This window comes from Sulfolobus tengchongensis (genome assembly GCF_036967215.1).
GTDB lineage: Archaea > Thermoproteota > Thermoprotei_A > Sulfolobales > Sulfolobaceae > Saccharolobus > Saccharolobus tengchongensis_A.
Genome location: NZ_CP146016.1, coordinates 2,024,863 through 2,050,218, shown reverse-complemented (window position 1 = coordinate 2,050,218; position 25,356 = coordinate 2,024,863). Strand labels below are relative to the sequence as shown.

Annotated in this window: 23 protein-coding genes; 17 read left to right on the top strand and 6 right to left on the bottom strand. The window is 35.0% G+C overall.

Annotation, left to right across the window (positions count from 1 at the left end; all coding sequences use genetic code 11):
• Positions 1–2: 2 nt before the first annotated feature.
• The 5 genes from V6M85_RS09710 to V6M85_RS09690 all read left to right on the top strand — a co-directional run bounded on the left by V6M85_RS09710 (position 3) and on the right by V6M85_RS09690 (position 5,181).
• Complete coding sequence (locus tag V6M85_RS09710; RefSeq protein WP_338599320.1) at positions 3–821, top strand: class I fructose-bisphosphate aldolase; 819 nt, start codon at positions 3–5, stop codon at positions 819–821.
• Positions 822–831: 10 nt separating this feature from the next.
• Positions 832–1,950 (top strand): glycosyltransferase family 39 protein, encoded by a 1,119-nt coding sequence (locus tag V6M85_RS09705; protein WP_338599318.1) that lies wholly within the window; start codon positions 832–834, stop codon positions 1,948–1,950.
• A gap of 59 nt (positions 1,951–2,009) precedes the next feature.
• Entirely contained in the window at positions 2,010–3,347 is a 1,338-nt protein-coding gene (locus V6M85_RS09700; RefSeq protein ID WP_338599316.1) for an APC family permease, read from the top strand.
• A gap of 155 nt (positions 3,348–3,502) precedes the next feature.
• Positions 3,503–4,264 (top strand): sugar nucleotidyltransferase, encoded by a 762-nt coding sequence (locus tag V6M85_RS09695; RefSeq protein WP_338599314.1) that lies wholly within the window; start codon positions 3,503–3,505, stop codon positions 4,262–4,264.
• 17 nt (positions 4,265–4,281) lie between these two features.
• Positions 4,282–5,181 (top strand): N-acetylglucosamine kinase, encoded by a 900-nt coding sequence (locus V6M85_RS09690; protein ID WP_338599312.1) that lies wholly within the window; start codon positions 4,282–4,284, stop codon positions 5,179–5,181.
• Between the two features lie 8 nt (positions 5,182–5,189).
• Here V6M85_RS09690 and V6M85_RS09685 read toward each other — a convergent pair whose 3' ends face one another.
• On the bottom strand, positions 5,190–6,632 hold the full coding sequence (locus V6M85_RS09685; protein WP_338599310.1) for a gamma-glutamyltransferase family protein: 1,443 nt from the start codon (positions 6,630–6,632) through the stop codon (positions 5,190–5,192).
• Positions 6,633–6,754: 122 nt separating this feature from the next.
• Here V6M85_RS09685 and V6M85_RS09680 point away from each other — a divergent pair, with 122 nt between their 5' ends.
• Genes V6M85_RS09680 through V6M85_RS09670 form a run of 3 tightly spaced genes read left to right on the top strand, consistent with a single transcriptional unit; the run spans position 6,755 to position 9,590 of the window.
• Positions 6,755–7,036 carry a hypothetical protein gene (locus V6M85_RS09680; protein WP_422398058.1) on the top strand — a complete coding sequence of 94 codons (282 nt, stop codon included), beginning with the start codon at positions 6,755–6,757 and terminating at the stop codon, positions 7,034–7,036.
• Entirely contained in the window at positions 7,026–7,271 is a 246-nt protein-coding gene (locus V6M85_RS09675; RefSeq protein ID WP_338604729.1) for a MazG nucleotide pyrophosphohydrolase domain-containing protein, read from the top strand. The genes V6M85_RS09680 and V6M85_RS09675 overlap by 11 nt, the downstream gene beginning before the upstream one ends.
• 3 nt (positions 7,272–7,274) lie before the next feature.
• Complete coding sequence (locus V6M85_RS09670) at positions 7,275–9,590, top strand: tRNA(Met) cytidine acetyltransferase TmcA (protein ID WP_338599306.1); 2,316 nt, start codon at positions 7,275–7,277, stop codon at positions 9,588–9,590.
• Between the two features lie 11 nt (positions 9,591–9,601).
• Here the strand turns inward: V6M85_RS09670 and V6M85_RS09665 are convergent, their stop codons facing one another.
• Positions 9,602–10,390 carry a cytochrome C oxidase assembly protein gene (locus V6M85_RS09665; protein ID WP_338599304.1) on the bottom strand — a complete coding sequence of 263 codons (789 nt, stop codon included), beginning with the start codon at positions 10,388–10,390 and terminating at the stop codon, positions 9,602–9,604.
• Positions 10,391–10,524: 134 nt separating this feature from the next.
• Here V6M85_RS09665 and V6M85_RS09660 point away from each other — a divergent pair, with 134 nt between their 5' ends.
• Entirely contained in the window at positions 10,525–10,917 is a 393-nt protein-coding gene (locus tag V6M85_RS09660; RefSeq protein ID WP_338599301.1) for a hypothetical protein, read from the top strand.
• Here V6M85_RS09660 and V6M85_RS09655 read toward each other — a convergent pair.
• Positions 10,914–12,170 (bottom strand): acetyl ornithine aminotransferase family protein, encoded by a 1,257-nt coding sequence (locus V6M85_RS09655; protein ID WP_338599298.1) that lies wholly within the window; start codon positions 12,168–12,170, stop codon positions 10,914–10,916. The two genes, V6M85_RS09660 and V6M85_RS09655, sit on opposite strands and share 4 nt — an antisense overlap.
• 156 nt (positions 12,171–12,326) lie before the next feature.
• Here V6M85_RS09655 and V6M85_RS09650 point away from each other — a divergent pair, with 156 nt between their 5' ends.
• The 5 genes from V6M85_RS09650 (at position 12,327) to V6M85_RS09630 (ending at position 18,408) form a co-directional block, all read left to right on the top strand.
• The gene (locus V6M85_RS09650; RefSeq protein WP_338599295.1) at positions 12,327–13,940 is read left to right on the top strand and encodes a thiamine pyrophosphate-requiring protein; all 1,614 of its coding nucleotides are present in this window, start codon (positions 12,327–12,329) and stop codon (positions 13,938–13,940) included.
• 3 nt (positions 13,941–13,943) lie between these two features.
• On the top strand, positions 13,944–14,741 hold the full coding sequence (locus V6M85_RS09645) for an aldo/keto reductase (protein ID WP_338599292.1): 798 nt from the start codon (positions 13,944–13,946) through the stop codon (positions 14,739–14,741).
• Between the two features lie 25 nt (positions 14,742–14,766).
• A complete protein-coding gene (locus tag V6M85_RS09640) occupies positions 14,767–15,951 on the top strand; it encodes a hypothetical protein (protein ID WP_338599290.1) in 1,185 nt (394 codons plus the stop codon).
• A 218-nt stretch (positions 15,952–16,169) separates the two neighbouring features.
• Positions 16,170–18,182, top strand: coding sequence for a protein kinase domain-containing protein (locus V6M85_RS09635; protein ID WP_338599288.1), 2,013 nt, complete (start codon positions 16,170–16,172; stop codon positions 18,180–18,182).
• Between the two features lie 37 nt (positions 18,183–18,219).
• Complete coding sequence (locus tag V6M85_RS09630) at positions 18,220–18,408, top strand: hypothetical protein (RefSeq protein WP_338599285.1); 189 nt, start codon at positions 18,220–18,222, stop codon at positions 18,406–18,408.
• Here V6M85_RS09630 and V6M85_RS09625 read toward each other — a convergent pair.
• Complete coding sequence (locus V6M85_RS09625) at positions 18,405–18,785, bottom strand: RidA family protein (RefSeq protein ID WP_338599281.1); 381 nt, start codon at positions 18,783–18,785, stop codon at positions 18,405–18,407. The genes V6M85_RS09630 and V6M85_RS09625 overlap by 4 nt on opposite strands.
• A 24-nt stretch (positions 18,786–18,809) precedes the next feature.
• Complete coding sequence (locus V6M85_RS09620) at positions 18,810–19,643, bottom strand: CBS domain-containing protein (protein WP_338599278.1); 834 nt, start codon at positions 19,641–19,643, stop codon at positions 18,810–18,812.
• Positions 19,644–19,677: 34 nt separating this feature from the next.
• Between V6M85_RS09620 and V6M85_RS09615 the strand changes: the two genes are divergently transcribed.
• Both V6M85_RS09615 and V6M85_RS09610 read left to right on the top strand, forming a co-directional pair.
• Entirely contained in the window at positions 19,678–20,127 is a 450-nt protein-coding gene (locus V6M85_RS09615; RefSeq protein ID WP_338599276.1) for an 8-oxo-dGTP diphosphatase, read from the top strand.
• Between the two features lie 22 nt (positions 20,128–20,149).
• Positions 20,150–21,232, top strand: a complete 1,083-nt coding sequence (locus tag V6M85_RS09610; RefSeq protein WP_338599274.1) for a glucose 1-dehydrogenase — start codon at positions 20,150–20,152, stop codon at positions 21,230–21,232.
• On the opposite strand, the gene acs is transcribed toward V6M85_RS09610, so the two are convergent.
• A complete protein-coding gene (gene acs, locus V6M85_RS09605) occupies positions 21,221–23,179 on the bottom strand; it encodes an acetate--CoA ligase (protein WP_338599271.1) in 1,959 nt (652 codons plus the stop codon). The genes V6M85_RS09610 and acs overlap by 12 nt on opposite strands.
• 380 nt (positions 23,180–23,559) lie before the next feature.
• Between acs and V6M85_RS09600 the strand changes: the two genes are divergently transcribed.
• Entirely contained in the window at positions 23,560–25,320 is a 1,761-nt protein-coding gene (locus V6M85_RS09600; protein WP_338599269.1) for a chloride channel protein, read from the top strand.
• Positions 25,321–25,356 lie beyond the last annotated feature (36 nt).

Genomic DNA, 25,356 nt, shown 5'->3' with positions numbered 1-25,356 from the left:
TTATGACAGGTTTGGAAATTCGAATTGCGAAACTGTTTGAAAAGGGGAGAGCATTTGTTGTAGCGTTAGATCACGGTTTGGTTATGGGACCAATAAAGGGAATAGAGAATCCGGTAGAAGTTGTTGCTAAAATAGCTAAGAATGGTCCAGATGCTTTACAAATGACGCCAGCAATGGTAAAGTTAGTTAAGGAGAACTTCTTTTCAAGAGGCTCGCCGTTGTTAATAGCCAGGTTAGATACAGCAAATGTGTGGAGGCAGAGATACAAAATGTACAATGAAGGTTATTATTCGAACGTTTACACAATAAAAGATGCTGTAAATAGTGGTGCAGATGCGGTAGTAACATATCTCGTAGTAGGATATGGTAACGATACAATAGAGGGTTATAATTTAAGTACTTTAGCTTTACTACGGAGGGAGGCTAATGATTATGGTATTCCGTTTATTATTGAACCGTTATATGTTACAAGGGATAATCCGGACTCCGTTAAGGATCCTAACCTAGTAAAATATGTGACAAGATTAGCATCAGAGATAGGGGCAGATATTTTAAAAGTTGATTATACTGGAGATAAACAATCTTTTAAGGAAGTAGTTAACGTAGCCTTCAGCCCAATTCTAATTAGAGGTGGCCCCAAAACCAATACTAATGATGAGTTCTTAAAAATGTTAAAAGATGCTTTAGAGGCTGGAGCAAGAGGTGTAACTGTAGGAAGGAATTTATGGCAATCGGATCAACCAGATAAGTTAGCAAGGGCTATATCTAAGGTTGTTCATGAAAATGCAGATATTGGAGAAGCTTTAAAAATTTTAAAGTAAAGCCTACTTTATGCAAATAAAATGGATAAACTTTTTCTTTTATATCGCATTAGCTGTATTAGTTATATTGTATACTTACGAAACAGTAATTACATTTGCTCCAATTAACAATTATATAGGAGATGAGGTTTGGTATCCCACGGCAGCCTACAACATGTTAAGGCTGGTCTTTCACGTCACACCACCCCCAATGACAAGCATAGGCTATCCTAATGAGCAAAATATTCAAACATATATTAATCCAGAGCACCCTCCATTAGCGAAATACATTATGGCCGTTTTTATTTATTTTATGGGATATTATCCAATAGCATGGAGGCTTCCAAGCTGGATTTTAGGAGATCTTATGCTCATGGTAGCCTTCTTTCTAGGCAAGAAATTAGTTAATAACGGTATTTTAGGCAACTTGGCAGGAATCCTCTCAGCTCTTCTTATAGCTCTAGATCCTAATGTTTGGGTTCTCCATGGTGTAGCATTACTTGATATATATATGTCTTTTTTCAGTATTCTTTCATTGTACTTTCTATTACGTGATAAGCCTTTATGGGCAGGAGTAGCGTTAGCGTTAGCTATGTTATCTAAAGAGTCCGCTTATGTTCTAATATTTCCTTTCCTTTATTACCTAGGGGAGATCACTAGCAGTGTAAAGAGTAGAGCCGTTTATGGCTTAGGAATTCCTCTGTTAACCTATACGGTATTTTCAACCCCTTTAATCGCATATTATGGTAGCATAAGCGGTTGGTTAAGCTCTACTGTTATACACAGAGCTCTATGGGATGTTACTAATGGTCATATAGCTTTGACTGCAACTTCACAAATTTCAACACCATGGGATTGGTTCTTAAACATACACCCTTTCTATCTAGGTTACAACTTGTATGCTACTACTAATCCCTTTGTTTTAATATTATGGATAATTACAACTCCTCTAGCGTTTATATTTAGAGATAGTAAGTTGATAACTACAACTATGTGGGCGTGGACTATTTGGATAGGTTTCGTCATTGTCTATATATTAGGTAATCATACATTGTTTAGTTTTTACGTTACTGATTTCATGCCAGCTGTTGACGTCTATGTAGTTACTTCACTATTTAAATTAGCTCAAAAGATAAATGTTCTAAAGTAATTTTTTAATGACGAATGGAGAAGAACTTAAATAGTAGTTAAGGAAAAGTGGATTCTCGGATGAGTACTTCGTCAATTAGCAAAGAGCAGCAACGTACAGTGCCAAAAAGACACTTAAGTTTTATGGATATTGTCTTTCTTTCAATGGGTGGTCAATCACCTTTTCTTAGTATACTTACGTATGGAGTTGAGACATTTATTATCGCAGGCTTCTTCGCCCCCATTGCTATTATTTTAGGTACTTTATTAGTATTGGTAAATGGTCTTGTTGTTTATGAGCTTTCTAAAAGATTTACAAAAGAAGGTGGATATTATACATATGCATTTTATTCATTAACAAAGCGTTTAGGCTTTGAAACAGGTTGGCTTTACATATTTTATTCCACTACGTATGGTGTTGCATACATTTTTGGAACAGCATATATAATTTACCATGTTCTAGGAGTAAATCCGTGGATAATTGGATTAGGATTGCTATCTATTACTTCATTATTTGCAATTATGGGGATAAGGGTTAGTACTAAATATGCAGTTTTTGCAAGTTCCATAGAAATTGGTATAATGACAATTATTGCCATTATATTCCTAAGTTCAACTGGCTTTCATCTATATAATCCGTTTTCATTCCATTTGAATTTAGGAGCTATAGCGTATGCCGTGCTATTTGGATCTAGCATACCTACTGGATATGGCTCTATAACACCAGTTTCTGGGGAGGCAAAGGATGCAAGAAAAACCATTAGTAGGGCAATAATTACAGTAATCCTGTTAGGAGGGCTATTAGCTGCATTCGATATCTATGCAATAGGTGATCATCTATTATTTTTCAAAATTCCTGCAAATAATGTTGATATCTTAAGGCTTATAGAAAATAGATTTGGAATTATTACATTTATATTCGTGTTATTTGCTGCGATTAATGATGGAATTTTAGGTAGTTTGAGTTTTCTCACTGCTACTTCTAGGACAATATTCGCAATGGCATATACTAATCTCTTCCCTAAGGTTTTTAGCAAATTTGAAAATTATAGAGGGCCTACAAATGCAGTATTTTTATCTGTAATATTTTATTTAATTGCTGTAGTTTTAGGACTATATTTCATAAATAATCCTTTTATTGCATTTGGTGTAATGGGTGCACTTGCACTATTTGCAAGTCTCTTCGTCCATATAGCTGCCAACTTTTCACTAATAAAGATTTCAATTAAGAAGATTAGGAAAAGGATCTTTCAGATCTCAATAGGAACCTTTGCTGTTATATTTAGCGTGTTCGAGTTAGTTAACTCTATTATGCAGGCGTCTCCAATAGAGGTCTACATATTTATGGCATTCATAATAATAGGCTTTCTAACAGCTGAAACAATAAATATGATAGAGGGTGAGAGTGACGAGGAATGAAAAACGTAGCTATTTTCTAAGTTTTCTCTAATGCAGTGGGTTGTTAACTCTTGTTAGAGAATGGGATTGTGGTAATTAATTTATGAGTCGTCAAATTAGTTGTGTCTCAGTCTATGCAATGAGTTTAAATAATTCAGTAATTAAAATAAGAGAAGATGCTGAAAAAGGCTGTAATTACGTCTGCAGGTAAAGGAAGCAGGATGAAACATATAACCAATGTATTACCTAAAGCGTTATTACCGTTATTTGTTACTGAAAACGGGAGTAAAGTCACCAGGCCAGTAATAGATTTAATTATGGAATCTCTAGCTAGAATTGGAATTGAAAAGTTCTGTATTGTGGTAGGTAGAAATGGATTATTACTAATGGAATATTTGTTTGAAAGAACTCCAACTTTTGTTTTCCAAGAAATTCCTAAAGGATTTGGAGATGCAGTACTGCGAGCGGAAGATTTTTCCTCAAATGAGCCTTTCTTCGTTCATGCTGATGACGGTGTTTTAACTGATGGTTACAGTTCGCTTAAATCCCTTTTTGAAGAAATATTACCAGATGCAGTACTTTTTGTTAGAAAAGTCGAAAATCCAAAAAGATATGGGATAATTGAAGTACAAGATAAAGGTTCCTATGATAATCATAGATTATACAAGGTAATTGGAGCTGAAGAAAAACCCCAACAACCCAAGTCAAATTTGGCCATAGCTGCGGTATATATTTTTAAACCTACAATATTTGGAGCATTAAAGAGCATTAGGGTTGAAGAAGGTAAAGAGGTAGAGCTCACTTATGGTATAAGTAAATTAATTTCTGATGGAAAAGAAGTTTACGCGTTAGAGATGAGAGATGATGAGAAATGGTTAAACGTTGGAGATCCTAAAAGTTATCTAGATGCTTTAAACTATTCATTTAAATTGCTTTAACAACATAATATTTTTGTATGATACTTGTTGGAGTTGATGGTGGGGGAAGCAAAACAGCAGCGATAGCATACACATGTGGTGGGAGTTTTATAGGTAAAGGTACTGCTGGGCCAGGAAATTTCCATAATGTGGGTGTTGAAGAAGCAGTAAAAAATGTAAATAATGCTATACTTTCTGCAACTAAAGGTATGAAGCCAGATGTGGCATATATAGGATTAGCTGGGATAGATTCCAGATATGATTATAATGTCATGTCAGAAGCATTAAAGAATGTTGCAAATGTCAGTTATGTGGATCATGATGGTTTTATTGCCCTATATGCTGAAACTAAGGGGAAACCGGGTGTAATAGTTATAGCAGGCACTGGAAGTGTTATAGTGGGTTATGATGGTAATAAAAGATTTAGATATGGGGGTTTAGGTTGGTTAATTGCTGACGAAGGCTCAGCTTACTGGGTAGGAAGAGAGGCATTGAGGACATTAGGTAAAATACTAGATGGTAGGATGGATAGGGGTTTGCTTGCAAATAAGATGATGGAGAATCTTGGTATAAAGGATTTGGATGATCTCATAAAATGGGCGTATCATGAGGGTCACAAAGTAAAAGAGATTGCATCTCTAGCTAAAATTGTAGATGAGGCAGCTAAAGAGGGAGATGAGGTAGCTTTAACTATATTAAAAAATGCCGCATATGAATTGGCTAGTTACGCCGTTCAAATGGCAGTGAAGATAGGAGTTAATCAGATATACCTTAAAGGAGGAATGTTCAGTTCCTCAATATATTTTGATTTGTTTAGGGGATATTTAGATAATAACAATATAAAGGGGTTAATCTCACAACACGATCCGGAGTATGGAGCATTACTTCTTGCATTTAAATATGCTGGTTGTGACACAAGATTAATTGAAATAGAGTAAAGAAAAAATTAGCTTGTTACTGGTAGAGCAATCCCTTCACTTCTAATATCAGCTACTCCTATATATCTTCCATTTTTATACTTTAACGCTTGTACTATTCCAACCTCTGGGGAATAATAATCTGTCTGTGTAGCTGGTACACCGAGTCTCTTTTCAGCTATAACTTTGTTGCCCAGGTACATGAATCTAGGTGCGTAAACTGCTTCGTCGATTTCCATCTTATAGTCAACATAATATTCAAATACCTCCGCATGTATTTGTGGTCTTAAATCTCCACCAGCACAGCCTATTATTATCCTTTCATCGTTTTTCTCAGCCATTAGGATTGATAAAGTATGTAAAGGTCTTTTTCTAGGCTCTGGTCTATTATTTCCTTCAGAAAACCCGGCTCCTCTATTGTTAAAGGGTATATCGTTTACGACTATTCCAGATCCAAACGGATAAAATAAACTTTGTATAAATCCGACTTCGTTTTCTCCATCAGCCACCACGAAAAATGTTGTATCTCCAGTAACTTTTACTTTAGCTTCAATACCGTATTCTGCCATCTTATTTGCTAGATATTTTTCCGACAATAACATTTCTATGGGAATTTTTGCAAATCTGGGATCAGCAACGTATTTATTTCTGTCATCGTATGCCAATGCACTTAACCTAACGTGATCATTTATTCTTCTTACATCGTTATATGGTAATTTATTAATATCAGATAATTCCACCATTTTAAGTAATTCTAACGTCGTTATACCCTGCGTATTTGGAGGTAGTTCGTACAATGTAAAGTCTCTGTAGGTTGTTTTTAATGGTGACACAGTCTCGCCATGAAACTCACTAAAATCTTCATAACTCATAGGGACACCTCTTTCTCTTAACCCTTTAACCAATTCCTCAGCTACCTTACCCTCATAGAAGTTTCTTGGATCTTTAGCCACCTCCTTTAGGACTCTGGCAATTCCTTTAAGCCTTATCTCATCACCAAATCTTTTATTGCCATAAACTTTATCCCAATCTTCAGATAATTTGAATGAGCTGACAATTGCATGGTGCAATCCCCTACTTACCATAAATCCATTAGATGCTAATGAGATTGCAGGCTTCAGTAACTCACTCAATGGCTTAGAAGTGTAGTTTTCGTAGATAAATTCCCATAAATCTACTAGACCTGGAACTACTACTGTGTGAGGACTTCTATCATTTTCGATTTTTTCCACTTTCAATTCTTTTGGTGCCCAACCAGACGCACTATACGCAACTAAACCTTCTGGCGTTTTCGCTAGCAGAAACCCATCTCCTCCGAGACCACTGGTATGTGGTATTACAACAGAAAGTGTTGCACTGATTGCTATAGCTGCATCGAAAGCGTTTCCACCATTTTCTAAAACTTTAGTTCCTACATAACTAGCTATATAATTTTGGGTAGCGACGATTTTTTTCCCTGCTGCAGAAGGCATAATTATTTAATAGATGTTTAAACATAAAATATTTAATTATTATTATGGAGCTTCCAGCAGATGTAAAAAATAATTTAAGTAGCGGTGTATGTTTAATATGCTGTAACGATAGCGTAGTATGTATGAGTGACGACTATCCTAAGTCTTCAAACGTAGAAACATTGTTTGAAATAGACAGAGAAGGTAAAGATGTAATTTTTAGGCATGTGATCATGGATGATCCTTCAAATCCATTAACAGTTGAATATGCTGTAGACGCCGATTTTGTAGAGAGGATTTCACGTAAGAAGTCGCTTAGTATATTTTTTGTTGATGAGAGTTTTAATAAAGAAATCGAAATTCGAATAACTTTTTCCGATGACGAGATAAGAATTATGAGGAGGGAAATTGGACTTGGAACTTAAAGAGCTACAACAAAAGATGAGGGAATTGTATTTTGAGAAAGATTCTCAAAGAGGTATTTATGCTACATTTACATGGTTAGTTGAAGAAGTAGGGGAATTGGCTGAGGCTCTTTTATCTGATAATCAAGAGTCTATTGAAGAGGAGTTAGCAGATGTTATAGCATGGGCAGTCTCAATAGCCAATTTAAAAGGTATAGATATAGAAGAAGCTTTAAAGAAGAAGTATAAATTGTAACTAATGGTAAGTAAAGAAGTATTTTATGATGAATTAAAAAAGGCCTTAGAAGATGGAAATGCAAGATATTATAGGAATTTAGTTTACATAGAAAGGAAAGATTACCTTGATTTAGTTAAGGACGTCATAAATTTATTTCTAAGTTTGAAACCAAATCCCTCAGTAGCTTATGGATTTGTACCATGGGCTAACGGATCTAAAGAGAGAATGAAACAGATAAAAGAGTACTTTACGAAGTTCGATGATATTGACTATGCTAATGCAGAGTATTATTTAGGTAATACTTACGATCTGGTAATCTTAGACACTGTAGATAACTTCCAACCAATCAATGTGGGTAGACTTGCTGACTTAGCTAGAGGTGGTGGCTTAATAATAATGTATACCGATAACCTAATCAACGGTAAAGTTTTTAGGAGTTCGATAATTAGGAACGGATTAGTATTAGATGGATATGAGAAGAGATTCAAGAGAAAATTATATGAGCATAATGGTATTTTTATTGCAGATACTAACGGTTATGTGGCACGTCCATTTTCAGATACGTTGATACCTAAAGTTGAGAAGAAAATCCCTAGAAATCCTATAATGCCAAGGGAGATTCATGAACTTTCATTAAGTGAAGATCAAAACAAGGTTATAGAAAACTTCTCTTATCTATTAAGTGGTGGGAAGCGAGCTCTTGTTTTGACTGCTGCAAGAGGACGCGGAAAAAGCGCCGCAGCGGGGTTATCTATAGCTGGATTAATCGAAAAACTCAGAAAGAGAAGTGAAAAAAGCATTAAGATAACCGTTACAGCACCATCGATATCAAGTGCATCTCAAGTAATGACATTCGCAAAGACTGGATTAGAAGCTCTAAATGAAGAGTTCTCATTGAAAATTAGTGATACCGGTTATATAAAGTACATTAAGGGGTACGATTTCAAGGTAGAATACGTTCCGCCAGACGCAGCATTAGACGATGAAGGTGAGCTATTGATAGTAGATGAGGCTGCTGCTTTAGGTGTAAATTATATAGATTTAGTACTCAGAGCTTGGAAGAAAGTTGCACTAGTAACTACTGTGCATGGTTACGAGGGGTCTAGTAAAGCTTTTCTTAGGTATTTAAAGAGGATAATTCAAAGTAAGAAAATAAAGGTAAGATGGATTGATATGGAACAACCATTACGATATGCAATGGGTGATCCAATAGAGAAGTGGCTATATGACGCTTTGCTTCTTGATGCAGAACCTTCAGAATTTCAATATCTTGACAGCGTATTAGTTTATGAAGATGTAGATAAAATGGAGCTATCTGAAAATGATGGTAAACTAAGATCGATTTATGGAATAATGGTAACAGCCCATTACAAGAATAATCCAGACGATTTAATGATAATGCTAGATGGAGTTCATCATAAGATAAAAGCGATACGTATGGGAGAGAATAGTTATGTGGGAGCTTGTCAAATAGCAGAAGAGGGCGAGCTCTCTGACAACATGATAGATATAGCACTAAAAGGCGGCACGTTTGATGGGGATTTAATACCAGATAGAATACTTAAGCATGTTAGAATTAGGGATTTTGCAAAATTGAAGGGTTGGAGAATAGTTAGAATTGCAGTAGTTCCAGAATTACAGGATAAAGGCTTTGGAACAGAATTACTGAGAATGATATATAATGAGGCTAAGGATAAAGGAATAGATTGGGTGGGTTCTTCCTTTATGTCAGACCAGAAAGTTCTTAATTTTTGGATAAAAAATGATTTTATTCCAGTTCACATCTCACCTAAGAAAAATGAGAAATTAGGTGATTATCCAGTTGTCGTGATTAAGCCAATAAGTGAGATAGCAAATGAGATTGTTAAGATATCTGCATACACATTAAAAGAGAAGTTGCTGAATACTTTGCATGATGTTTACTTTAATATGCATCCTGAGATAGCAAGAATGTTACTAATAGGAACTAAAGTCGCACATAAAGATGTTTTCGTAAGTCCAATATTGTTAGACAAAACTATATCCTTTCTTCAAGGTACTAGTCCTTATGAATCATCAGCTGATGCGTTACATATGCTAACTATTAAATATTTCTGGGATGGAAAAAGAGACTGGAACTTAGCTGCCGATGAAGAATTGGTGTTAATAGCGAAAATTCTTCAAGGTAAGCCATGGAGCTATGTAGCTACAGTTTTAGGTACTAATAGGTCTCAAGTATACGAATTAATATATTCTGCTGTAGCTCAAATAATGAAAAAATATTATAACTTAACTGCAGATAATAAGGTAGGTTTGACGTTAAAAGATGTGATGAATTCACAACACTATGATGGATGATTTGATGCATCTCAGCTGATGCTATTTAATATTATTGCGATAACTACAAGAATTGAAAACAACTGATGTAACGCAACTGAGATTCCTGGTTTTAATGGATTTCTGTTAGTAGAATCCCATACCCACAATCCAGCAATTATCTCTAAAATTGTGAATCCTAATGTTAACCAGTAGTGCAATAATACTACAGCAATTATAAAGATTAGGGCAAGAATCCCATGAATTGTCCAGGCAACCTGAAGCCATATATTTCTCTCTTTATCACTATTATCCCATGGTCTACCTATTTTTAGTTTCATTCTTCTGGTGCCAGTAACTACACCCCCCATAAAAATAACGAAATATAGAAAATGTGGTGGTATAATTGCACTAATTAAGAACGATACCAAACTCACTTTAAAGATCCCTAATCCTTGTAGCGTAATGAGTAGATATGATACGAATGTAGTATAAGCTGCTATATCGTGTAATCCCTGAAACACTGAAGGCAATTTTCCCGCTAGGACGTAAAGAGTTGCCATACCTAATAACGCGGTAAAAATCACTGCTACAAAACCAATTATGGATATGAGAGATGGATGTATAATTAATATTATAAGTGAAATAATACCTACTATTGTGGCTAAGATTCTATGTATTGCCTCGGGATCTCTTTTTGCAGCAAGTTGCATAATGTCATGAGTGTATGGCCAATTGGTACCTAACGATAAGCCATATCCATATCCTTCTACTATTCCACCGAAAACTATTGTAGTTCCCGCTAATATTGCCTCAAGGCCCGAGATATAAGTTAGAATCATGTCCTTAAGTATAGTTGTTATTGTTAAAAATATCTTTTTCCTTACTGCTTAACGCTGAGTATTATTAAACTATATTTCAAATTAATGAAAGATTTGGGAAAAATCCTTTTTGTTTTCACTTATACTTTCCATTAATGACAGAGAAAGAACTTGGCTTAACAAACCTTGTGATAAGATGGATGGCTGCTTTACTATCTTCTCTATGGGCAGGTGTCCATTTAGTATTAACGCATGCAATATTACCTAATCCAACAGCTACAATGATTTATGATATTTTCTTTGGTTTTGTTTCTTCATTGGCAATAATGGCTGCTCTACTTTTAGTTTTAGGTTTAAAATACACCTATCCATTAATAGCAGTTTTTTACGGGATAGATTTAGCTTTACTCAGTGAAACCAGATTGGGGCCGGCTCTCCTTGTAGGAAAGAAACTACCATTTAACTACTATGTTGATCTTTCTCTGATTCTCGATGTAGTTCTAATACTACTCTCATTGATGCTAATATTCATTAGCAAAAAAGATTAGAGTTTTTCTATCTCCTCTTTTATTATCTTTGTTCCTTTGATTGCAAGTTCTTCTTCAATTGTTAGTGGAGGCTCTATTCTCACAACCGATTCACCTGCTCCAATGGCTAAAACTCCTCTTCTAAACGAATTATATAGTACTTTCTCTAAACCTTCTGAAAATGGCCTATTGTCTTTCCTCAACTCAGCTCCTATTAAGAGTCCTAATCCCCTAACTTCATATAAATATGGCGATTTTGTGCTCTCTAGTTCCTCCATGATTTCCTTACCTACGCTACTTACATGGTCTAAAAGTTTTGGAACTTCATCCAGGATTACTTTTGATGCAGCTAACGCTAGTGGATTACCTCCGAAAGTGTTTGCATGGGAACCTGGTGGTAAATCCATTATTTCCTTTCTCCCAATTACCGCGCCAAGTGGAATTCCTCCACCTAAGGCTTTAGCTAAACATATTATATCTGGAACTACATTAAAGTGCTCAAAGGCAAACATCTTCCCGGTTCTTCCGATACCTGTCTGAACTTCATCTAGAATTAGTAATATCCCATATTTCTTGAGCAAACTATTTAGTTTATAGAAAAAATCTTTAGGCGGTACTATAACTCCACCTTCCCCTTGTATTGGTTCTGCGATAAATGCCGCTACCTCTGTAGGGTCAACTATCTTTTTGAAAATCCAATCTTCTATGAACGCTAATAGACTCTCAGTGCAATCCTCCTTGCATAATGGATCTCTCTTATCTGGATATGGTACTAAATATGTAGATGGTAAAAGTGGTGAGAACGATTTCCTTTGTATTGCCTTACTAGAGGTAAAAGCTAACGAACCTAAAGTTCTTCCATGAAAGGAGTTGATAAATCCGATGATCCACTGTCTTCCGGTATGTCCTCTAGCAATTTTTATTGCAGCCTCAACGCTTTCAGTGCCACTATTCGTGTAAAATACTTTAGCAGAATACGGCATAAATGAGGACAATTTTTTAGCTACATCAACCGCTATTTCATAATAAAAGTCAGTAAGACTGTAGTGGAAGAATTTCTCCATCTGAGCTTTAACTGCGTCAATTATTTTGGTATTACCGTGACCTAAGGCTATTACTCCAATACCTGCGTTAAAATCAATATATTCCTTACCATCCACATCATAAACTAGTGATCCAGAACCATGATCAATTATGAATGGGTACCATCTCCTAAAGGACTGCATTAGGTACTCTTGATCATCTTTTATGATCTGAAAAATTTTATCGGTCATAGTTTATGATTCGAACACATAGTATATTAATTTTTCCGTTTATCGTAAGATTTCTCCGTTTTAATTTTATTTATCGTACAACAGTAAATTAACAATAACTAATATTTTCTCGATAAATGAAGATAATATTTTATAGTCATGATAAAATAATTAATTATGAACGCGGGTAAAGCGTTCTTATCGATTCTCAAGGAAAGTGGAGTAGATAGAATATTTATGGTATCTGGTACAGATTATGCTTCATTTATAGAGGCAAAAGTTGAGGATCCTAATTTGCCGGAGTTCGAAATAGTTCCTCATGAGATAACTGCTATATCAACAGCAATAGGTTATGCATTAGGAAATAAATTAGGTGTGGTTGCCGTTCATACAACTCCCGGTACTGCAAACGCGTTAGGCGGAATAATGGGTGCTTATACTTCTAGGATACCACTTTTGGTAATTGCGGGAAGAAGCCCATATACTGAAAAAGGCTATAATGCAAGTAGAAATTTAAGGATTCATTGGACCCAAGAGGCTAGAGATCAAGGGGAGCTAGTTAGACAGTATACTAAATACGATTTCGAAATACGAATGCCAGATCAAATACCTGCAGTGTTATCTAGAGCAATTCAAATAATGATGAGTGAACCTAGAGGTCCAGTTTATATTATATTACCTAGAGAGGTTAGTACAGAAGAAGTTAAAGAAGTTATGAAAATACCGATGGACTATTATGAACCTGCCCCTTCTCCAGAGAAAGTTAGCAAGGCAAAAGAAATGTTAGAAAATTCAGAGAGACCAGTTATAATTACTTGGAGAGCAGGAAGAAGAAAGGAATGGTTTAATTCCCTAAAGAGATTTGCCGAAAAGCATAACATTCCAGTTTTAAATTACACTGGTGAGGTATTAAATTATCCCAGTAATGGAGATATGGCATTAGATAAGTTTGACTTAAAAAAGGCTGATTTATTAATTGTAGTTGAAGCAGAAGTTCCGTACTTTCCAAAGAAGACTGATATAGATATACCAATTATAAAAGTGGATGTAGAACCTTCGTATTCTTATATACCCTATTACGGTTTTAGATGCGACTTATGTATTCAATCTACTCCTAGTAACTTTTTTGATTTGATTTCAATAAAACCTAAAAATTATGAAGAGATTAGGGAACTAAGGATTAAGCAGGAAGAGCATAAGAAGCAAGAAATTGAGAGATTAAGAGATGTAAAACCCATTCATCCTAAGTATCTATCATATGAAATAGGGAACATAGCTTCAAATTACGGTTTTACAATATTTAATGAGTATCAATTTAATCCTAGATATGCTAAATTAAACGAGTATGGTTCCTATTTTGCAGATCTTTCTGTAGGCTATCTAGGTTTGATGTTAGGAGCTGGAGTAGGTTATAAGATTGCAACTAATAGAGACGTAATTATAACTACTGGTGATGGTTCTTTCATATTTGGTGTCCCTGAGGCATTTTACTTTATAGCTTCGAAGTATCCAGTGATGGTAGTTATATTTGATAATGGGGGTTGGTTAGCCTCAGCTGAGGCCGTAAATGAAGTTTTCCCAGAGGGACTTGCTAAGGCGAAGAGATATTATCCTGGAGCAGGATTTGAGAGAAGATTTGAAATAGGTAAAACTGTTGAAGCTTTCCACGGTTACTATGAGTTAGTTGAAGATCCTTGGGAAATTAGGTCTGCATTGATAAGAGGCATTGAGAAGGTGAGAAAAGAGAATAAAATATCAGTAATTCAAGTTATAGTGGATAAGGTGAGGTAAGAGATGAAATTATGTAATAAAGAAGTTTCACAGATAGGTTTTGGAACTTGGAAAATGGGGGGTGGATATTGGAGTCCAGATTATTCCAACGATAACAAATATATTGAAATTATAAAATATGTCATAAGCAAAGGGGTAAATGTTATCGATACTGCAGAAATGTATGGGGGAGGTCATGCTGAAGAGTTAGTAGGTAAGGCAGTGAAGGATTTTGATAGAGAAAGTATCTTTATTATAACTAAGGTATGGCCTAATCACTTGAGATATGATGATTTAATAAAGTCGGCAAAGGATAGTTTAAGGAGACTTGATAGTAAGTATATAGACTTATATTTGATTCACTGGCCAAATTCTTCTATACCTCTTGAGGAAACTATAAGGGCTATGGAGTATTTAGTGGATCAAGGTATTGTCAATTGTATTGGCGTAAGCAATTTTGATGTGATGCTTTTGGAAAGAGCTATGTCATTAACTAAAAAATATGAAATAGTAGCTAATGAGATAGAGTATAACGTCGATAATAAGACTGCTGAAAGAGATATTATACCATTTTGTGAAAGAAATAACATAAAAGTGATAGCTTATTCTCCGCTCTCTAGAGGTAATGTAAAAAATAATACAATACTGGAGGAAATTGGGCGTAAATATGGCAAAACTTCGGTTCAGGTTGCTTTAAATTACTTAATGAGGCGATCAATACCAATACCTAAAGCGTCTACAAAAGAGCATGTAGATGAAATTTTAGGTGCTTTAGGATGGAATTTAAGTAATGATGATTATGACAGAATTTCGAAAATTTAAATAATACCTATGCTAAAGTATTACCGTGTTAGAGGAAAGGCTGAAACAAATTTATGGAATTGACAAATATGGTAATAATGTACCAGAATGGGCAGAAGAGGTTAAACTGGAGTTTGTAAAAAGCGTAATTGGAGATAAGGTTTACGAAGCTAAGAACTGGATAGATGAGATGAACTCCATACTAGGAGAGGCTAAAGAGAGACTTAATGTAAAAGGCTGGCTATTTAGTAGGGAGATGAGTAGTTTTATTAAAGATCCGTTAAGACATTTAGTAAAGAAGTTATTTATTTATTTTCATGACTTAGTAAGGGGTAAGATCACCGTAAACGAGTTTGTTATTAAAGGTAGGCAGGCGATAAACAGTTCGTTTGGTTCAAACATGAGGTCAATCTATCAAACTTGGGGTTTTGCTTCTATTCTCGTCTCATTGTCAAATTATGGATACAGATTAACCTACCCTGAACATGGCTATCTTAATTTTGATAGGAGTGGAAAACAGAAAAATGGCATAATACCGCCTAATGCTGTTATTGAAAACGTATTTGGTAGTTCATTTAGCTTCTTTTTAGAAGCTCCAAGACCAATATCTTGGGAAGATGGTTCTGATTTAGAGAAAGTTTGGAGACTCTACTCGACCTTAAGACCAGACATGATGATTTATGATGGTTTTCAGATGAATATTGTTGATCTTGATAACGGTAATATTCCTATAAAAAGACCTAATTATATCCTTGAATTTAAAGAACTCGAAAATTGGTGGAATAGGTGGAGATATCTTAAAGGATATAAGCCATTAAGTGGTAACGAATGGAGAGCGAGGTGGATAAGCGGACTTTACAAGGGGTTAATGGACGCACTAGAGAAAGTTCCCAATGACTTGCCTAGTTTTAATGATAATAAGGGAAAAAGAATAAGAGAGTATAAAGTAATAGAACTTTATAAGGAAGTGTATAAACCAGATAAAGGAGTTTTAGTTAGTAGAGTAAAAGTTGATGAAGGCATCAAATCAGAATTATCAGACGATATAGTCATATTAGATGACGTTGGATTCAATACTAAAAAGTTTAGAGATCTAGCGGAGGATATGGTAAGAGGAATTAAAATAAATTTAGATGTTAGAGAACTTGCATATAAATTTGCATTGGATAATAAAAATGCCTTTATGGAGTGGCTTAAAAAACATGGCATCTATAATCTCGATGAGATTTAGGTCAAGTCTTAATCTGAGAGTAGTCTCAAAGGAGGTCTCAATTTAAATATCGGAGAAGACATCAAGTACTATCTCCTCAAATAGACTACAAAGTAACGTCGCTAGTCTGTATGCATTACATGTTATTGTCTCTGAATGAACTAATTCGAAGATTGAAATAATAGGCGGAGTATTATTAGGCTAAGACTACTTAAGATATTCCTAAAAACAAAGTTAATGTGCAATTAGTATTACAATTAAAAGATGAGAGATACTTATACGTTGATGGAGTTACTAGGCCTTTTGATGGAAAGATAAAGGTCAAGGATGATATAATAGGTTATAAAGTTATTTATGATGCAGGAAAAGTTAAGATCTTGAACGAGCACAAAGTACTTATCATAAATAACTCAAGTGTAGTTTCACATGCAATATTAAAAGAGAAAATCGAGAAACTAAATTTATATCTGTTCGAAGATGACAATGGTACAATATACGCTTACATTGGAGAGATTGCTAGCCCTAAATTTAATTTTCCATATATGATTATACATGGTATACCGATATCATTAGGATCTAAGTCTGAGATTATAAGTGCGGTAGAAAAGGATTACAAGGTAGCATTATATGCTTTAGAAAAATTTAGAAATGATGTTAATATAGTAAATAATTCAATTATATCATTAGTTAAATTTGGAAAATGTGAGGAAGCTATAAAATACTATAAGGAGCTAAAAGTTTCAGATCCTGAGGTCTCCTTGGCTGTTGCGCAATGTATGGAAAGTGTTGGTGAAGAATTAGAAGCATTGAAAATTTATTCTTTCTTATCTGAAGAGAAATATAGAGAATTAGAGAGTAAGATAAGGGAGAAGGTAAACTCTATAATAGAACAGTATAAAAAAGAAGGCAATATTAGGCTTTTAAATGATGCAATTAAGATGCTACCTACATATGATGCACCATTGATTGAATTAGGTTGGTATTATGTAAATAAGAGGAAATTCGATGAGGCTGTAAAATATTTTGAAGAGGCAGTAAAAAGAGTACCTACATTTCATAATCTTTTACTCTACGCATGGGCGTTAATAGGAAGTGAAGATTACAAGAAAGCGTTAGAGATTATCGATAAGGCTGAAAAAATAAAGCGTAATGCAGGATCAGCTTATATAAAGGGTTTAGCTTTAGAAGGTTTGAATGCTCCGTTACAAGCTGAAAGAGAATTCCTTTACGCGTGTAGAGAAGGAATAGTAGATGCTTGTATGAGGATTAAATCTTACAGACTCTATGTTCCAGAACCTTTTGATCCATCAGTGTGGTTAGGATATGTTCTTTATGGCTATGAGGTAAAACAAGTTTTAGGAAATGGCGGAATGGGTTACGTACTATTAGTTGAGAGAAATGGTAGAAAGTACGCTATGAAAGTGATGAAGAAGGAATATACGTTTACTGAAATGCTCTATGAGGTTGCAAAAATGCAAGAAATCTCAAAAAGATCAGAGCATCTAGTCAAAATATTTGCAAGTTTCTTAGATGAAAATTGGACCGATTATTTCAGTTCTCCACCAGCTATAATAATGGAATATATGGAAGGAGGAGATCTCAGATCAATCTTAGTAGACCAAGAATATTCTGCACTACGTCATTCTGTGAAATGGCCACAAGTTATTGCGTTTGTATTCTCGAAATTAGCTAAAGCGGTTATAGAGATTCATAAGGAGGGATACGTCCACTGTGACATAAAACCGTCTAACATACTATTTAATAAAAAGCTTCCAAGATATGGTGAAGATGCATTAAACGCATTAATGAGCTTCGACGCTTTACCTAAATTATCAGATTTAGGTTCTTCAGTTAAAATAGGTACTCCCGTTATGCACTATACTCCTTATTATGCGCATCCATTGCAACGTTTCGGAAATAAGGCTGAAACGATGTTTGATGTTTACTCATTTACTGTGTCGCTGTATGTATCACTAACTAATAATTTTCCCTTTCCAGAATGGTTAGAAAATGAAATTGAGGAGGCTGTCAAAAGTCCAGAAAAGAGAAGGCAGGCTTTAGAAGACTTCCACAATGCAACTCCTAGGCTTGATTATGTACCTGAGGAATTTAAGGATCTTATTATGAGAGGGCTAAAAGGAGAGATTAGTATGTTGGAAATTGATAAAAAATTAGAAGAGATTCTAATTGAGAATTATAACATCGACATTAATAATCTGAAGAATGAAGCAGAAAAGCTTATAAGCTATTGACAACAGTTATATAAAATAAAAGAGTCGGTGAAAAAGAATGACAGAAACTTCATTCCGAAAAGTGTTCCAAGGGCTTGCATATACAATATTGGAGGACGACGAAGCCAGTGTAGTTCTATTAGAAGGTAAGCCAATTCAAGCGAGTTGCGTTGAACATGGAAATCATGAACTATTTGACCTAGACTGCCCACACGTAGAAAGACTATTAAAAAAGATTTTTTCTTAACCCTTTTGAGCTATAACCGCTATTTCTATTAATGCATCTCTTGGTAATCTAGATACTTCTACCGTAACTCGTGCTGGCTGTTTCTGGGTAAAATATCTAGAATATACTTCGTTAAATTTCTGAAAATCTTTTAGATCTTTTAGATATACAAAAGACATTGTAACATCTTCTAATGTATAACCAGCAGTTTCCAAAATTGATTTTATATTTTCAAGTACTTTAGTGGTCTGTTCTTCTATGGTTTTACCTACGATTTCATTTGTTTTTTGGTCTACTGGAAGTTGACCAGATACGTAAAGTATATCTCCAACTTTTACTGCTTGAGAATAGGGACCTATTGGCTTAGGAGCCTTCTCCGTGTAAATTATTTCCTTCATGCGATCTAGTAGATTTAAATTAGTTTAAAGTTTTTCCTTAAATTTCTCCATTACTAATAAATGATGTAGAGCTATTAACAAGTCCCTCTCTGTTATTATTCCCTTTATAGTATTATCCTTGTTTAATATTAATAGAGAACCTATTCGCCTTACCACCATTTCAGCTGCTGCCTTATTTAGGGATTCCATTTCGTCGATCGTTACTAAACTCGTTACCATAACGTCCTTTACCGTTTTATTGTAAAAGTAATCTGGATCTAATTTATCCACGGCCTTTGCTAATTGTCTAATAGCATTAACGGCAGTTATTATTCCTATTATTTTATTATTTTCATCGACTACAGGTAATCTTCTAAAACCTCTCTTCATCATTAATCTTACTGCTTGATCTAGCCTAACCTCCTTATAGATAGTCTGTACTTTACTTGTCATAAAAACCTTGACGGGAAATACCTCGCTTAGATCTCTATAAAGCAATAAAAATTCTCTCTCAGTAACTATTCCTATAGGTCTATCATTAATATCAACAACTGGTAGCGATCCAAAATTTCTTGTAACCATTATATTTATTGCAGTAAATATATCAGTGTTATTATATACTGTAATAGGATTAGGAGTCATATAATCAGTAACCGGTGATGAAGATATGCGATACAAATCGCCTTGAGTGCAGATATCTTTACAGTAATTTACTGCAGATGATAGCAGATCTCTAGTAGTTATTAATCCTTCAATTTTCTCATTTGCTATAATAATTCTGCCTATTCCTCCTTCGTTAATTTTCTTAAATGCACTAATTAGCTTATCTTCCTTAGACACTATTGGAGGATTTCTTATCATTAAAGTTTCTATATTCACATTTATTATCCGTCTCCTTACTTTATAAAAGTATATGTACACGTGTATTACATTAGTTCTTAATAAAGATAAAATCTTGATGATATATAAGAAAAGAGGACTAGGAAGGGGATTATTCTCGTTTCCGGGAGGTAAGGTTGAACATGGTGAAAATGGAAAAGAATGCGCAATTAGAGAACTTAAAGAAGAAACAATGCTAATTGCTAAAGAAGTTGAATGCGCTGGTAAGATTTTATTTAAGGTTGATGGGGAAGACGCTGAGACCATGGAAGTTTACATAGTTAGAAAGTTTGAAGGTATTCCGATGGAAACCGACGAAGCAATACCAATTTGGGTTAACATTGATGAGATCCCTTATGATAAGATGTGGGAAGATGACAAACATTGGGTACCTTTAGTTATAGAGGGAAGGAAGATTGAGTGTGAGTTTTATTTTTCAAACAATTGGGAAAAATTTGATGGTGGATCTTGTATCTTTAAATAGTTTAAATACTGTATTTATTTTTATGAAGGCAATAGTTGTTAATCCTCCAAATAAAGGTGTCGAAGTAAGAGAAATAGAATACGATGTTAAATCTATAGGCGAGAAGCAGGCTTTGATAAAGACAATAGCTAATGGTATTTGTGGAACTGATAGGGGTATTGTCTCTGGTTTACTAAAATTTTCAAGACCTCCGGCTGGTAAAAATAGTTTAGTTTTAGGGCATGAAAACTTAGGCCAAATTGTTGAAACTGGATCTAAAGTACTTAGATTCAAAAAGGGAGATTACGTTGTCTCCATTGTAAGAAGAGGTTGTGGTAAGTGCTCAAACTGTTTATCTGGAAGGCAAGATTTTTGTGAAACAGGAGAATTCGTTGAGGCAGGAATTAGAGGTTTAGACGGATTTATGCGAGAAATGTTTATAGACGACGAGGAGTATTTGATTAAGATTCCCTCAGAAATAGTTGACGTAGCTATTTTACTTGAACCCTTATCCAATGTTGTTAAGGCATATAACGAGCTAATGCAGACGCAAAGGAGAATGATATGGTGGTGTAAAGATGGAAGTTATGACTGCAGGAATGCTGTGATAATAGGATCTGGGCCAATAGGACTATTGTTTTCGCTAATTTTCTCATCTCAAAACTTTAACGTGACGATTTTGAACAAAAGAGATCCATCTCCAATTGAATTAGAAATTGCTAGGCAAATGGGTGCGAATTTTATTAATATAAAAAAAGAATCCATCTCCACTAATATAGACGTATTGATAGATACCTCTGGACATCCCTCTGCCTTCATTCCGCTGTTAAATAAGCTAAATAAGAACTCTGCTTTAATTTTATTTGGAACAACTGGGGGAGAAGCATCTGAAATAACTGCCGAATTAGTTACATTTCTTGTGGAAAATAACGTACTACTATTTGGAAGTGTAAATGCTAGCAAGAAAGACTTTGAAGATGGAGTAAATTTTCTAACTGTCTGGAAATATAGATATCCTTCATTGCTAAATAAAATGGTGACTAAAGTTGTTAAGCCAGAAGAAGCGCCAGATGTGTTGTATGCAAAACCTAAAGGAGAAATAAAAACGGTTATCTCATGGACCTAATTGGTTTTTTAACTTCTCTATAGCTCTTTTTATCTCGTCCATTGATGCTTCATCCTCTAATGTGGAAAGGTCTCCTACAGTGGCTCCAGTTATTACGGCTTTTATAACTCTCCTCATTACTTTTCCAGATCTGGTTTTTGGTAAGGCGTTGACGAAATGAATCTCTATTATCACTATTGATCCCATAACTTTTCTCACATGATCTTGTATATCTTTAGCTAGTTCATCATTTGGAGTATAGCCTTGCTTTAAAACGACAAATGCATGGGCTATTTCTCCTTTTATTGGATCTGGTACGCCAACTACTGCAGCTTCAGCTACTGCAGGATGTGAAGTTATCGCAGATTCGACCTCACCTGCACCTATTCTATGGCCTGCAATTTTTAGAGTTTCATCCGCTCTTCCAGAGACCCACACGTATCCATCTTCATCTATCATAGCAAAATCACCAGTGTAGTACAAGTTAGGGAACTTACTAAAATACGTCTTTATTAATCTTTCATTTCCTTCATCGTTCCACATTCCTATCATCATAGATGGTGGGAAAGGTGGTTCCATTACTAGATAACCTCTTTCTCTGGGTTTCGTCATATTTCCGTTTTCATCTAACACCTTTATTTTACTACCCGGTAATGGGAACCCACATGCCGGACCAGACTTCATTGGTAAAAATATAGGATAACCTGGCATGTATCCCAGATTTGGCGCGCCCGTTTCAGTCTGCCACCATTGGTGTGAGATATAGATTTTACCTTTACCTATTATTTCTAGTCCAAATTTCCACGGTGCATAATTTAATGGTTCACCATTTGTTACCAAAATTCTAAGTGATGATAAGTCATGGTTTTTGAAGTACTCTTCATTGTATCTCATTAGATATCTTAGAAAAGTCGCGGAAGTCCCAAACGTAGTAGCCCTATATTTTTCTATTAATTCAGCCCATTTATCTGGATACGGGTAATCTGGCGCACTCTCGTATATAATTACTGTCTTACCCATAACTAAGGGAGAATACGTTATGTAGGAGTGACCTACTATCCAGCCTATATCAGAAGTGTTAAATAATACGTCATTATCTTGACTTAGTCCATAACTCCATAATAACATTGTAGCTGTACCTACTAGATACCCGCCAGTAGAATGTACTATTCCTTTCGGTTTACCTGTAGTCCCCGACGTGTAAAGTATGAATAGGGGGTGTGTTGACTCAATTGGCTCTGGCTCAACATATTTGTATTTTCCTATTTCGTCAAAATAAATATCTCTATTTTCCTTATATTGAATTTCAACGCCACTCCTTCTGAATACAATAACATGTTTTACTGGGTTGTTATGTAATTTTTCTAAGGCTTCATCTACAGTCTTTTTAAGTTCTATAAGTTTTCCTCTTCTACAATAGCCATCAGTAGTTATAACTACTTTTGATTGTGCATCAGCAATTCTATCAGCTAGTGCTTGCGATCCAAATCCCGCAAAAACTACGCTATGGATAGCACCTATTCGCGCACACGCCAACATTGCTAATATTCCTTCAGGGGTTAAGGGCATATATATTGTAACCCTATCTCCTTTTTTTACCCCTAATTGCCTTAATGCGTTAGCCCATCTATTAACTTCATAAAATAGATCTTGGTAGGTGAGTTCTTTTTTCTCTCCTTTTTCCGACTCCCAAATTATTGCTGCTTTAAATTTTTTGTCAGTATTTAGATGTCTATCAATTGCGTTATAGCTTGCATTTAACTTTCCACCTATAAACCATTTAGTTACTGTTTCGTGCTTAAAGACTTCCCTCCATGGCTCAAACCAGCCTATAAGTTCCTCAGCTAATTTACTCCAGAAAATTGATGGATTTTGTATGCTCTCTTTATATATTTCCTTATAAAGTCTGACATTATAGTCTATTTTTTCTTCAACCTCCTTAAGATTTTCGATAATTTTCTCTCCCATATAGTATCATATAAATTGTTTATACCATACTAAAAAGTTTTACTTAGAATTATTGTTAGTGATAAAGTTAAAATAAAAGGAATAATTAGAAATATGGAAATGAGTGATCTTTTTCACTTTTCCTAATGTAATAAACTTAATTCTAGTTCTATTTTTTTAATGCGTCGTAAACAGTAAATTGGAATGCAAAAATAATAGATGTCACCTACTTTGTGGGGGTTTTTCAAAACTTACTTTACTTTTTCATATTCTCCTCGTAGTATAAATAACGTAACAAACCAGATAGCTTATAAATACCCCTACAAAGCAGATGTCACCTATAAATTTAATTAGAGGATTTGTTCAAAAACCTTAAGTGCCACAATTTCTCTAACAATTCTATGATGAGAAATCTATCATCATTGCCTTATTTTGAGAAATGGCTTATCCTTGGAATTATTTTAGGGATAGTGGCTGGACTAGCTGCAACTTCCTTTTATCTTCTTCTTCATTTTTTCGAGAGTTTATTTTTATCTAATTTTGTGGGGATGAGCTATCCTAAGCCCCTTGGAGAAGGAGGTACGTTAAATTTTATTTTTAATCCAGGAAGATATTTACTTATTCCAGTTTCGACAGCTATTGGCGGGTTACTATCTGGTATTATTGTATATACATTGGCTCCTGAGGCAGAGGGTCATGGCACGGACTCGGCGATAAGGGCTTATCATTATTTTCAAGGAAAAGTGAGATGGATTGTGATCCCAGTAAAGATCATAGCATCGTCTATAACTATAGGTTCTGGAGGTAGTGCGGGTAGGGAAGGCCCGACTGCGCAATTCTCAGCTGGTGTAGGCTCAGTTATAGCTGATTTGCTACGTCTTAGTCCGGAAGATAGGAGAATAGCTTTAGCTGTAGGTATAGGAGCTGGTATAGGGACAATATTTAAAACACCTATTGGCGGTGCAATTCTCTCAGCTGAGATCCTTTATAAAAGGGATATAGAACCAGAAGTGATCTATCCATCTATTATTGCCTCTGCAATTGGATATACAATCTTTGGCAGTATATTTGGCTTTACCCCAGTGTTTGGATACTACACTGGGGTTTTTAATCCACTTAGGTTACCGATGTATGCTGTACTAGGGCTAATTGCGGGTTTAATGGCTATTCTATACCCTAAAACTTTCTACGGTATTAATAAAGTCTTTAAGAGACTTAATATTCCTAATCATGTTAAGCCAGCTATTGGTGGTGCAATAACTGGCTTTATTGGTCTATTAGCACCCGAAGTACTTGGAGTCGGATATGGATGGATAAACCTTGTCGAATACGGAAAGTTTTCTGTAATGTATTCTCCAGTTATTCCACCAATTCTCTTAATAGTTCTACTTCCTTTTATAAAGATCATTGCCACTTCATTTTCGGTAGGTTCTGGAGGCAGTGGAGGAGTATTTGCCCCTGGCTTATTTATAGGTGCCTATTTAGGTGCTAGTGTCGGATTGCTTTTCCATTATCTCTTTCCTAACGTTGTGCCAAATATCGCACCATTTGTAATCATAGGTATGATGGCTTTCTTCGCTGGTGCTGGTAAGGCTCCATTATCAGTTTTAATAATGGTCACGGAAATGACATCAAGCCTTCAGTTATTACCTGGGGCTATGATTGCGGTCGCAATTTCTTATTTGATTTCTGGTGGAAATACAATATATATTTCGCAACTCCCAACGAGAAAGGATTCTCCTGCACATAAGGCTGAATACGAGATTCCAGTTATGGAGTCTATAAAAGTAGAGAAATGTGAACTAGAAAATATAAGTGTTTATATAAATGATAAGGTAGATAAAGCAATTAAAATAATGTTTGAAAACAATTTTATGAGTTTGCCGGTAATCGATCATAATAATACTTTTCTAGGGCTAGTGTATTTAAGGGACTTAGAAAAAGCTAAATCAGAAGATACTGTAGGTAAGTATTTAACTAAGGGGTCTGCTTATGTATTATTAACTTCAACGTTAGAGCAGGCATTAGAAATAATGGCTAATAATAAAACTAGGTGGGTTGCAGTACTCAGTAATAAAGGAGAATTCCTAGGAATTCTTACGTATGACTCAATAATGAAGGCATATATGCAGGAGGTAAATATGATTAAAAGGACAGAATAGTTAGTTTTTACTAATGCATCTTTTTAAACGTTCTTT

What these genes read in the sequence shown, in the direction of transcription:
- V6M85_RS09710 (WP_338599320.1), top strand. Translation starts at nt 3, where the DNA reads ATGACAGGTTTGGAAATTCGAATTGCGAAACTGTTTGAAAAGGGGAGA.
- V6M85_RS09630 (WP_338599285.1), top strand. Translation starts at nt 18,220, where the DNA reads ATGACAGAAACTTCATTCCGAAAAGTGTTCCAAGGGCTTGCATATACA.
- V6M85_RS09685 (WP_338599310.1), bottom strand. Translation starts at nt 6,632, where the DNA reads ATGCCTTCTGCAGCAGGGAAAAAAATCGTCGCTACCCAAAATTATATA.
- V6M85_RS09680 (WP_422398058.1), top strand. Translation starts at nt 6,755, where the DNA reads ATGAGTGACGACTATCCTAAGTCTTCAAACGTAGAAACATTGTTTGAA.
- V6M85_RS09615 (WP_338599276.1), top strand. Translation starts at nt 19,678, where the DNA reads ATGTACACGTGTATTACATTAGTTCTTAATAAAGATAAAATCTTGATG.
- V6M85_RS09695 (WP_338599314.1), top strand. Translation starts at nt 3,503, where the DNA reads ATGCTGAAAAAGGCTGTAATTACGTCTGCAGGTAAAGGAAGCAGGATG.
- V6M85_RS09700 (WP_338599316.1), top strand. Translation starts at nt 2,010, where the DNA reads ATGAGTACTTCGTCAATTAGCAAAGAGCAGCAACGTACAGTGCCAAAA.
- V6M85_RS09655 (WP_338599298.1), bottom strand. Translation starts at nt 12,170, where the DNA reads ATGACCGATAAAATTTTTCAGATCATAAAAGATGATCAAGAGTACCTA.
- V6M85_RS09660 (WP_338599301.1), top strand. Translation starts at nt 10,525, where the DNA reads ATGACAGAGAAAGAACTTGGCTTAACAAACCTTGTGATAAGATGGATG.
- V6M85_RS09625 (WP_338599281.1), bottom strand. Translation starts at nt 18,785, where the DNA reads ATGAAGGAAATAATTTACACGGAGAAGGCTCCTAAGCCAATAGGTCCC.
- V6M85_RS09705 (WP_338599318.1), top strand. Translation starts at nt 832, where the DNA reads ATGCAAATAAAATGGATAAACTTTTTCTTTTATATCGCATTAGCTGTA.
- V6M85_RS09650 (WP_338599295.1), top strand. Translation starts at nt 12,327, where the DNA reads ATGAACGCGGGTAAAGCGTTCTTATCGATTCTCAAGGAAAGTGGAGTA.
- V6M85_RS09670 (WP_338599306.1), top strand. Translation starts at nt 7,275, where the DNA reads ATGGTAAGTAAAGAAGTATTTTATGATGAATTAAAAAAGGCCTTAGAA.
- V6M85_RS09600 (WP_338599269.1), top strand. Translation starts at nt 23,560, where the DNA reads ATGATGAGAAATCTATCATCATTGCCTTATTTTGAGAAATGGCTTATC.
- V6M85_RS09690 (WP_338599312.1), top strand. Translation starts at nt 4,282, where the DNA reads ATGATACTTGTTGGAGTTGATGGTGGGGGAAGCAAAACAGCAGCGATA.
- V6M85_RS09665 (WP_338599304.1), bottom strand. Translation starts at nt 10,390, where the DNA reads ATGATTCTAACTTATATCTCGGGCCTTGAGGCAATATTAGCGGGAACT.
- V6M85_RS09645 (WP_338599292.1), top strand. Translation starts at nt 13,944, where the DNA reads ATGAAATTATGTAATAAAGAAGTTTCACAGATAGGTTTTGGAACTTGG.
- V6M85_RS09610 (WP_338599274.1), top strand. Translation starts at nt 20,150, where the DNA reads ATGAAGGCAATAGTTGTTAATCCTCCAAATAAAGGTGTCGAAGTAAGA.
- acs (WP_338599271.1), bottom strand. Translation starts at nt 23,179, where the DNA reads ATGGGAGAGAAAATTATCGAAAATCTTAAGGAGGTTGAAGAAAAAATA.